Source organism: Ruminococcus sp. RTP21204st1_B2_RTP21204_210225, assembly GCF_040914135.1.
GTDB classification, from domain to species: domain Bacteria; phylum Bacillota; class Clostridia; order Oscillospirales; family Ruminococcaceae; genus Hominimerdicola; species Hominimerdicola aceti.
Genome location: NZ_JBCPGA010000065.1, coordinates 1 through 8,753, shown reverse-complemented (window position 1 = coordinate 8,753; position 8,753 = coordinate 1). Strand labels below are relative to the sequence as shown.

General features: G+C 37.0%; 5 protein-coding genes and 1 pseudogene. 4 read left to right on the top strand and 2 right to left on the bottom strand.

All coding sequences use genetic code 11. The annotated features are described in order from the left end of the window. Positions 1 to 303: 303 nt before the first annotated feature. Together AB5123_RS13240 and mobP3 are read left to right on the top strand one after the other, a co-directional pair. Positions 304 to 1,212, top strand: coding sequence for a tyrosine-type recombinase/integrase (locus AB5123_RS13240; protein WP_368364940.1), 909 nt, complete (start codon positions 304 to 306; stop codon positions 1,210 to 1,212). A gap of 123 nt (positions 1,213 to 1,335) precedes the next feature. Then, complete coding sequence (gene mobP3, locus AB5123_RS13235; protein ID WP_368364939.1) at positions 1,336 to 4,221, top strand: MobP3 family relaxase; 2,886 nt, start codon at positions 1,336 to 1,338, stop codon at positions 4,219 to 4,221. 100 nt (positions 4,222 to 4,321) lie between these two features. On the opposite strand, the gene AB5123_RS13230 is transcribed toward mobP3, so the two are convergent. Together AB5123_RS13230 and AB5123_RS13225 are read right to left on the bottom strand one after the other, a co-directional pair. Further along, positions 4,322 to 5,641 (bottom strand): sensor histidine kinase, encoded by a 1,320-nt coding sequence (locus tag AB5123_RS13230; protein ID WP_368364938.1) that lies wholly within the window; start codon positions 5,639 to 5,641, stop codon positions 4,322 to 4,324. Then, a complete protein-coding gene (locus AB5123_RS13225; RefSeq protein ID WP_368364937.1) occupies positions 5,638 to 6,363 on the bottom strand; it encodes a LytR/AlgR family response regulator transcription factor in 726 nt (241 codons plus the stop codon). Before AB5123_RS13225 ends, AB5123_RS13230 begins: the two co-directional genes overlap by 4 nt. A 374-nt stretch (positions 6,364 to 6,737) precedes the next feature. Between AB5123_RS13225 and AB5123_RS13220 the strand changes: the two genes are divergently transcribed. Continuing rightward, complete coding sequence (locus AB5123_RS13220; protein ID WP_368364936.1) at positions 6,738 to 7,121, top strand: hypothetical protein; 384 nt, start codon at positions 6,738 to 6,740, stop codon at positions 7,119 to 7,121. A 13-nt stretch (positions 7,122 to 7,134) separates the two neighbouring features. Then, positions 7,135 to 8,753 (top strand): annotated as a pseudogene (locus AB5123_RS13215) (hypothetical protein); the annotation flags it as partial.

Below are 8,753 nucleotides of genomic sequence, written 5' to 3'. Positions count from 1 at the left end.
GGGGTTAGTTCATTTATGTTGGCCATTGATTTTTTCTCTCCGAATATTGTGTTAGTATTTGATAATTTATAGTTATCCTTCAATAATCATCTCACACATAACACCATATCACGTTCTTACATAAAAGTCAATCACATTCCAAGATTTTTGTAAATTCTCACAAATTGTCGAAATTTGTCGTTTGCGAACAACTCTGATATAATATAAGGTAGGTTTAAAAGCAAATTTATTCGTAAGCCTTTATGCTTTTTGTGAATGTTGACTAAATTGCTTTGCCTAATAAAATTTTAAGGAGCTGTTTTGATGTTTGAATATAGACCTTTTGTAGACCAATTTCTCGATTACTGCCGTTACCATAAAAAGCTTAGCGAAAAGACAGTGCGTGCATACAAAATCGACCTTTCGCAGTATGCACTGTTTTCCGATACGCTTTCAAAACAAGCATTGTGGGATTACATCGAGTGCCTGAATAAAAAGTACAAACCAAAAACCGTAAAGCGTAAGCTTGCTACTCTAAAAGCTTTTATCCACTTTCTTTTGCTGCAAGACTACATGGATTTTAATCCATTCGATAAGCTCGAAACTTCGATCAGAGAGCCTGTGCTGCTGCCCAAAACGATACCTCTCGACGTGATCGCTAAGATAATTTCCTTTTCTTATCAGCAGATAGGTTCAGCCCAAAGTGCCTACCAAATGAAATGTGCCGTCAGAAATGCCGCTGTAATTGAATTGCTTTTTGCTACAGGTGCAAGGATAGCTGAGATATGTACTCTTAAACCGGAAAATGTTGATCTTTTAGGACGCTCCGTTAAGTTTTACGGCAAAGGTTCAAAAGAACGCCTTATACCGGTAGAAAATATGGCTGTGCTCAGCATACTTAAAAGGTACAGACTTCTTTTTGAAGATAATATCTCCGTGTCAGGGTACTTCTTCGTCAATAAGCTCGGCAGAAGAATGACAGAGCAATCGGTACGAAATATGCTGAGTTCATATTGCAATCAATGCGGTGTTGAAATGCACATAACGCCCCATATGTTCCGTCACTCGTTTGCGACTCTGCTTTTGGAAGAGGACGTGGACATTCGTTACATACAAAGAATGTTGGGTCACAGTTCGATAACCACGACACAGATCTACACGCACGTTACATCGTCAAAGCAAAAAGAGATCTTAAAGACCAAGCACCCAAGAAACAAAATGGATTTTCAGTGATATGTCACAACTAATAATATTATATCATATAAGAATACATCGTGCTGTGAAATGTCAAAATTATTTGGTGAAATGTAGTGAAATGTAACTTTGTGGTGCTTATTATCATAAGGAAGGTGTAAAATGTCGCAGCTTATCGTTACGAGCCGTTATCTGAAAAGCGGAAATCAGAAAAATAAAACAAAACGCAGGAACTATACAAAGTATATTGCTACCCGTGAAACAGTCGAGATACGAAGTCAAAAATTTGTTGACAGAAATGCCAATGCAACTAAAAATCAAGAGCAGCTTATTAACGACCTGATAAACGACTTTCCTGAATCCAAAAGATACCTTGAGTATGAGGACTATGAAAGAGAGCCGACCATTGAGAATGCCGGTGAATTGATAAGCACGATAGTAGAACGCAATGCAGACGTGGTTGGAAACCGACAGAATTTTGTCGGGTATATGGCTATGCGTCCGGGCGTTGAGAAGAGAGGTTCGCACGGCTTGTTTAACGAAAAGAACGAGCCTATAATTCTAAACCGGGCAGCAAATGAGATAGCTGAACATAAAGGCAATGTTTGGTCACACGTTGTTTCACTTCGCCGTGAGGACGCAATTCGTCTCGGCTATGATAACTCGGACGTTTGGCGAAACCTTGTTAAAAGGCATATTACCGATATTGCAAATGCTCAGCGTATACCGATTTGCAATCTGAAATGGTATGCTGCGTTCCATGACACAACTCATCATCCGCACATTCATCTGCTTGTGTATTCAACGAATCCAAAGCAGGGATTTTTGACTACTAAAGGCATAGATCAGATACGTTCAGCTTTTGCAAACGATATATTTCATGACGATTTACAGTCAATCTATCAGGAGCAGACTTTAAGCCGTGATGAATTGAAAGCTGTATCCAAAACAGAATTTGAAAATATAGTTGATAATATTTGTCAAGGCAACTTTGATTGTCCTCTGCTTGAAGAATTAGTTCGAAAGCTTTATTCTCAGTTACAGAATGTCAAAGGCAAAAAGGTGTACGGATATCTTCCGCCGGAGGTCAAGGAAACGGTAAACAATATATTTTCTGAGCTTGCAAAGGATGAGAATGTCCGTCAGCTCTATGAAAAATGGTGCAGCTTGGAGCGTTTGAAATACAAGACCTATACGCAAAAGGAAAAAGAACTGCCTGCGCTTACCGACAATAAGGTTTTTCAGCCTGTGCGAAATATGATAATTAGAACCGTGCTTGATATGAATAACCCCATAGTTGATGTATTAGTCGAAGAACCCGAACCTACCGAACGATTTGAGAATGATGACTCTGATAGTTTAACTGCAGAAATATTTCCACAGTTCGATGAAGCGGAACAATTCGCAGGCGACAAAGTAATATTTTCAGATAACGATGATCCTACAGCTGAAGATTTCATTTGGAGTTATGAAAATATAGTAACGGTTGATGTTGATGATACTCCAAAAAGTAAGTATTATTTAAAATGGAGTAATTCATACAAAGAAACCTGTAAACTGATTTACAATAAGAAATCCAAGCTTGAGGATTTTCAAAATGCGGAACAGCTTTTGCTTACCGAATCAAAGTCAGGCAATGTTCTTGCCATTCACGATCTGGGAAAGCTGTACTCCACAGAAAAGCTTGGTACAAAAGATGAGAAAAGGTCATATCAATACTATGCCGAGGCATTGCAGGGATTTATGGAGATCGAACCCGATTCAGATTTTATGCTCCCCTATGAACCGAAACATGAGGGTCAGGTCATGAAACCTGTGGATATGCGTTCTTACGTTTGGTATCGCATAGGCAAAATGCATTGCTATGGGTTAGGTACAGAGCAGGATTATGAAAAGGCCTTTGAGTGGTTTGAAAGATCGGCAAAACAGAAAAACAAGTTTGCCCAGTTCAGCCTTGCAAATCTGTATTACTATGGCAGCGGTGTGGAGAAAGATCTGTCGCAGGCGTTTTTTTGGTATCGGAAATCATCTGCACAGGGACAGCCTTATGCATCATACGCTGTTGCCCAGATGTACAGTAAAGGCGAATATGTAATTCAAAGTGAAGAAACCGCGCAGAGATATTACAAGGACGCATTATCGGGATTTCTTGAACTCGAAAGTAAGGATCAGGCTGACGATAACCTATATTACAAACTGGGTTCTATGTTTAAAAATGGTCTTGGTACTGACGTTGATATGGATAGGGCTATAGATTACTTCAAAGGCTCCGCAGAAATGAATAACAAGAATGGGTTGTACGAGTACGGAAAGGCACTGCTGCTTGGTGAACATATTCCGCAGGATAAGGAAAAGGCTGTAAAGCTGCTTGAAAAAGCAATAAAGCTTGAGAATATCAATGCAAAACGTTTTCTTGCCCTTGAACTTATTTCGGGTGAGCATTTAGATCAAGACATCGACAAAGGGCTCGCTATGCTTACAGAGTGCGCCGACAGCGGAGATGCCTTTGCCTGTTACAAGCTCGGCAAGATATATTTCAAGGGCGATATCGTGTTGCAGGACTTGGATAAAGCAGAGAAATATTTGCTGTCAGCCGAAGATAACGAATTCACACAGTATACTTTCGGTAAACTTTATTTGCAAAAAGAAAAGTATGATATACAAAAAGCTGTCAATTATTTTGAAAATTGTGCTGACAAAAATCATTGGGCAAGTTATCAGCTTGGCAGAATCTATCTTTTCGGTGCAGCGGAACTTACAAAGGATAAGGAACAAGCTATCGAATGGTTTACAAAGTCCGCAAACGATGGCAACGAGTATGCACAGAATATGCTGAACAATATGGCACAGTTTGAAAATGCTGTGCTTGCCAATATGATCTTTGGTTTGTTTGCAAATCTCAGTAGGTGCATCGAAGATGACTATACGCAGAAGTATAGGTCGGTCAGACGGACGGTGGACAGCAGGCTGCGGAGGATGATACAAAAGAAAAGGCAGGCGCTTGGAATTAAGGATGAGCAGTCGCAGAGTTATGAACAATCATGTTAATTGACAAATATTTATAGAATGTACTATGACGTGAGACATATTGTATTAAATGCTGAAAGACGAAGTATAGCAGTAAATCTGTACTTCGTCTTTCAATATTTTATTTTAAATTCATAGTTAATTCAAGAGTAAATTCCCCATCGGTTTGAGCTATCTTGAATTCACCTTTATGCTTATTAACAACATCCTTTATGTTCTGTAGACCAAAGCCGTGGTTTAAAGGATCGCTCTTTGTGGTAAGGACATTGTTGTTTCTTATTTTTATATCGGAGCTTGAAGTGTTTGCTATTTTGACATACCAATAATTGTTCTTGAAGTCTGATGCCATTCTTATTTTGGTCGGCATTCCAGATATCTTGGTGCAGGCTTCTATAGCATTGTCAAGGGAATTTGATAAGATTGTGCATAACTCCAAGGGATTAAGATTTTTTTCAGGAATCACACCTGTAAATTTAAATATGATTCCTTTGTCTTTACATTCCTGAGCTTTATCAGAAAGTATGGAATCAGCTATATAGTTACCTGTTTTATATGACGGAACAGTCTCATTAAATTTATTTGTAAGCTTTCTTATGTAATTTTCAGCATCCGAAAAGCTACCTTCTTCAAGCATAGAAATAACACACATCATGTGCTTTCTGAAATCATGACGAAATTTTCTCATTTCTGTATCTTTTTCATCAAGCATGATGTAGTACTTAAGTTGATTTTGCATTTTTTCTTCCGACAGCTCAGCGGTCTGCTCAAAATGCTTCTTGGATATAGAATTTATAAGAAGGACAATTATTGTAATTAAAGACAAAACTACAAGGATCACAGTAAAAACCTGTATATACAGCATCTTGAGATTTAAATGTTCGGTGCTTACCGAAAGGCTTGCAGCTAGTCCGCTAAGGAAAATCAACATTATTACGATGAGAATTAATATTGAGTTACTTAATAGCGATAGATTTTTGCGAAATCTTCTGTAATAATCCTTGCTTTCACAAAACGAAAGAAAAATAAGTATGATCATTTGTGCGACAAATGATATGATGCTGTGAGACAAATCTTTATCGAGATTTTTTAATGATATCCGAATAATCACATATATAGCCGAGCTGAGCAACGAATCGGAAAATATTAAAAACATTGCTGTGTAAATTATACGTTTAATATTACACTTAAAAGCCAGAACAGGTATTAGTGCTATAGAGATGTATTCAAGAACGAATAAAAAAATATAGCATAACGGAATCGGATCACATAATGCCATATATGATGTTGCTGTACACAAAGCTGAAAATAGAATTATTAGAAATGAACAAAATTTTTTGGTGACTTTATATTCTTCTTGGAATAAGGCAGTCTGTATTTTTAAATTACTGAGTAGCATTAATATGTTTGCCGTGGAAAGGAAAATCCCTGTTAATATTTTCATGGCAGGCGCACCTCAAATATGTAGCGCTTCATATAATCAAAATACGATTTTTTGAAGTCGTTCAATCTGTATCGGCTTATTTTTGCTTTTTCTCCGTTGCAAAACACTATTTCTGACGAACTAAATTCGGTGATATATTTAAATCCAACTAAAAATGATTTATGACTTCTGAAGAATCTGTCGTTAGGAATTTTATTTTGAAAGTCAGAAAGCAATACACTACAGCTCAAAGTTTGGTTTCTTAAACGAACAAGAGAACCTTTATTTCTTGCTTCGACATACAATATATCATTTATATTTAATCGTTTTAACACGTCATTGGCGGTAACCAATATGTAATTATCGCTTGAATATAGCTTGAGCAGATTATCAAGAGCTTCGCTTAGTTTTTTTATGTCTATAGGTTTCACAAGGAATCTGAAAGTGTTAACCTTAAAGGTATCATAAACTATTTCTGGAAAACTAGTTAGAAAAATAATGGGAATATCAATGTTCCTTTCGAGAATATTTTTAGAAGTTTCAAGTCCATTCATTTTGTCCATTTGATAATCCATAAAGATAACATCGATATCATTGTAATCTAATAAGTGTTTTATAAGATCTTCTCCTGAAGTAAAGTCATAATAAATAACAGGTATTGCCTTGGCAATAGCATACTTATCAATGAAAGCTTTTAGCGTCTCATGAAAATCGACTTCATCATCACAGATGCCTATACGCATTTTTACGCTCCTTTCTGAAATGTGACATAATCTAGCTTTTGATTCTATTATATCACAAATTCAAAATAAAGGCAATAGAAATAAAGACTTATTTCAACTTCTATTTACATATTTGAACAAAAAATATAACTTGATTTTTACCATTCACTCCAAAATCAATACCATTCACTCCGAATTTATAGAATTCTTCTTTTTAAAATTATATAATGCAAATAATTTTGATGAAGGGAGAATTATTATGTGGAATTGGCTTTTTAATTTTATTTTCAGAAAGGGTTAATGGATAAATCATGCATATTTTTAAGAATCAAATACTGCAATATGAAAACGTACTTTCTTATCGTACCAGAATTCAAATATCTGATGTCAATAAAATGATAGGATTTATACAAAGAAATACAGACGCTTTGAATTTAAAAATATGTGGAAATATCGCTGCTACCGTACATGAGAAAAAATATATATCCGGCATCGAGGTGTCGGATATAGAATTTCTCATACCAGTGAATAAGAAAATCAGTGAAAGTTCCGCTTTTAAATTCAAACCTGTTTTTAGACTTGTCAATGCAGTAAAAATCAGACATGAAGGCAGTATAAGGAAAATTGAATGTGCTGAAAATACTTTAGACGAGTACATAACACAGAATGCCATGCAGCCTATAACACCAGTCTATTATTTGTTTATTCAGTCCACTGAATATGACAATGAAGATAATATTGTTGATCTTTATAAGGGAATCAGCGAAAACATACTTTAATGGAGGAAAGAAGATGAAGAAAAATAGAATAACACGAAGTATGTGTGTATTTCTTGCGGTAACTATGCTGCCATTAGAGGCTATTGTCTCATTAGCTGCAGAAACCGCACATGCCTCTATTCTGAAAATAAGCGATGAAGATTTTGTACAAACATCAGAAAACATTGATAATGAATCTGCTGTCTTTGATAGCTTAGATTTAGTATGTCAAAACAAATCTGATACAACAGTTACATTGACCTGGAATAATATGTTTTCAAATGGAAATGGCTCTTATGACATATATCTTGATTCTGTGTTGATTCAGGAAGATGTTACCGAAACTACATATACTTTTAATGATCTTGAAGCGGCAAACGCCTATAATATATCGGTAGAAGCTGTAAACCAGGACGGAGAAGTGACTGGAACAAGTGACGATATTTCCGTGATAACAGACCTGGTTATTACCAAAGACACAGCTCTTTGGGAAGAAACCACTGTAGGAAATCTGTACATTAACGGAGGTACGCTCAATCTGAATGAGCAAACTCTTCATGTGAATGGAAACGTAATACTTTCCGACGGAACATTTAAGATCAATGGCGGAACGGTAGACATAAGCGGCGATTTGAGGATTCAGAGGAAAAATACTGATTCAAGCGGCAATGTATCATATTCCGGTGGCTACGGATATCTGAATATGACTAATGAAAACGACTATGTTATGGTCGGCGGAGATTTTATTACCAGCAGTTATTATTCTCATAGTGGGTATTTAACCGAAGGTACTCTTGAAGTGAAGGGAAACTTTACTCAAGTATCCGGAAACGACTCAAATTTCTATGCTTCCGGAAATCACAGAACAATCCTTAGCGGTGATGACCTCCAGACTATTGCCGGAAGCAGTACAGGTCTGCATTTTGCAACGCTTGAACTTCAGAATTTTTCAGAAGAAGGAGTTCATTTCAATCAAGCACTTAATGCGAATGCTTTTGTAAGGAACGGCTGTAATGTTTCTTTTGAAAATTCAGGAGTTCTTGGATGGAAGTTAGAAGCTGATGAAGAATATAACGGAGATATGAATCTTATCGGCGGTACTCTTGATCTGAACGGACACAAATTGACCGTCAATGGAAATCTTACGCAGTCTGGCGGAGAGATAAAGGTCAACGGCGGAGAACTTGTGGTAACCGGAGATTACAAGATACAGACCACAGGGAATGGAGCAAGCTCTGGCAAACTTAACATGACCAACGAAGCCGATAAAGTAACGGTGGTCGGAACGTTTGCAACACGTTCCACTGTCGATCACAGCAATCTGCTTACAGCAGGAACAATGGAGATCGGCGGGGATCTTTACCAGTACGATAATTCTTGGTATAACTTTAAGACTTCAGGAACACACAGGGTGATCCTGAACGGAACCAAAAAGCAAACAGTTTCTTTTAAGTCAACATATGATGGTGATTGTGCAAGATTTAACATTCTTGAGATAACCAACACATCCGAAGAAGGAGTAACCTTTGCAACAGATGTATGGGTACAGACAAAGCTTTGCGATACGGAATCGGTCGTAACAGGCAGCGTGCATATTTACCTGAGCGGTTCGGGAGTTCTGGCTGACAATACATGGTCTTATGACCTGAATAT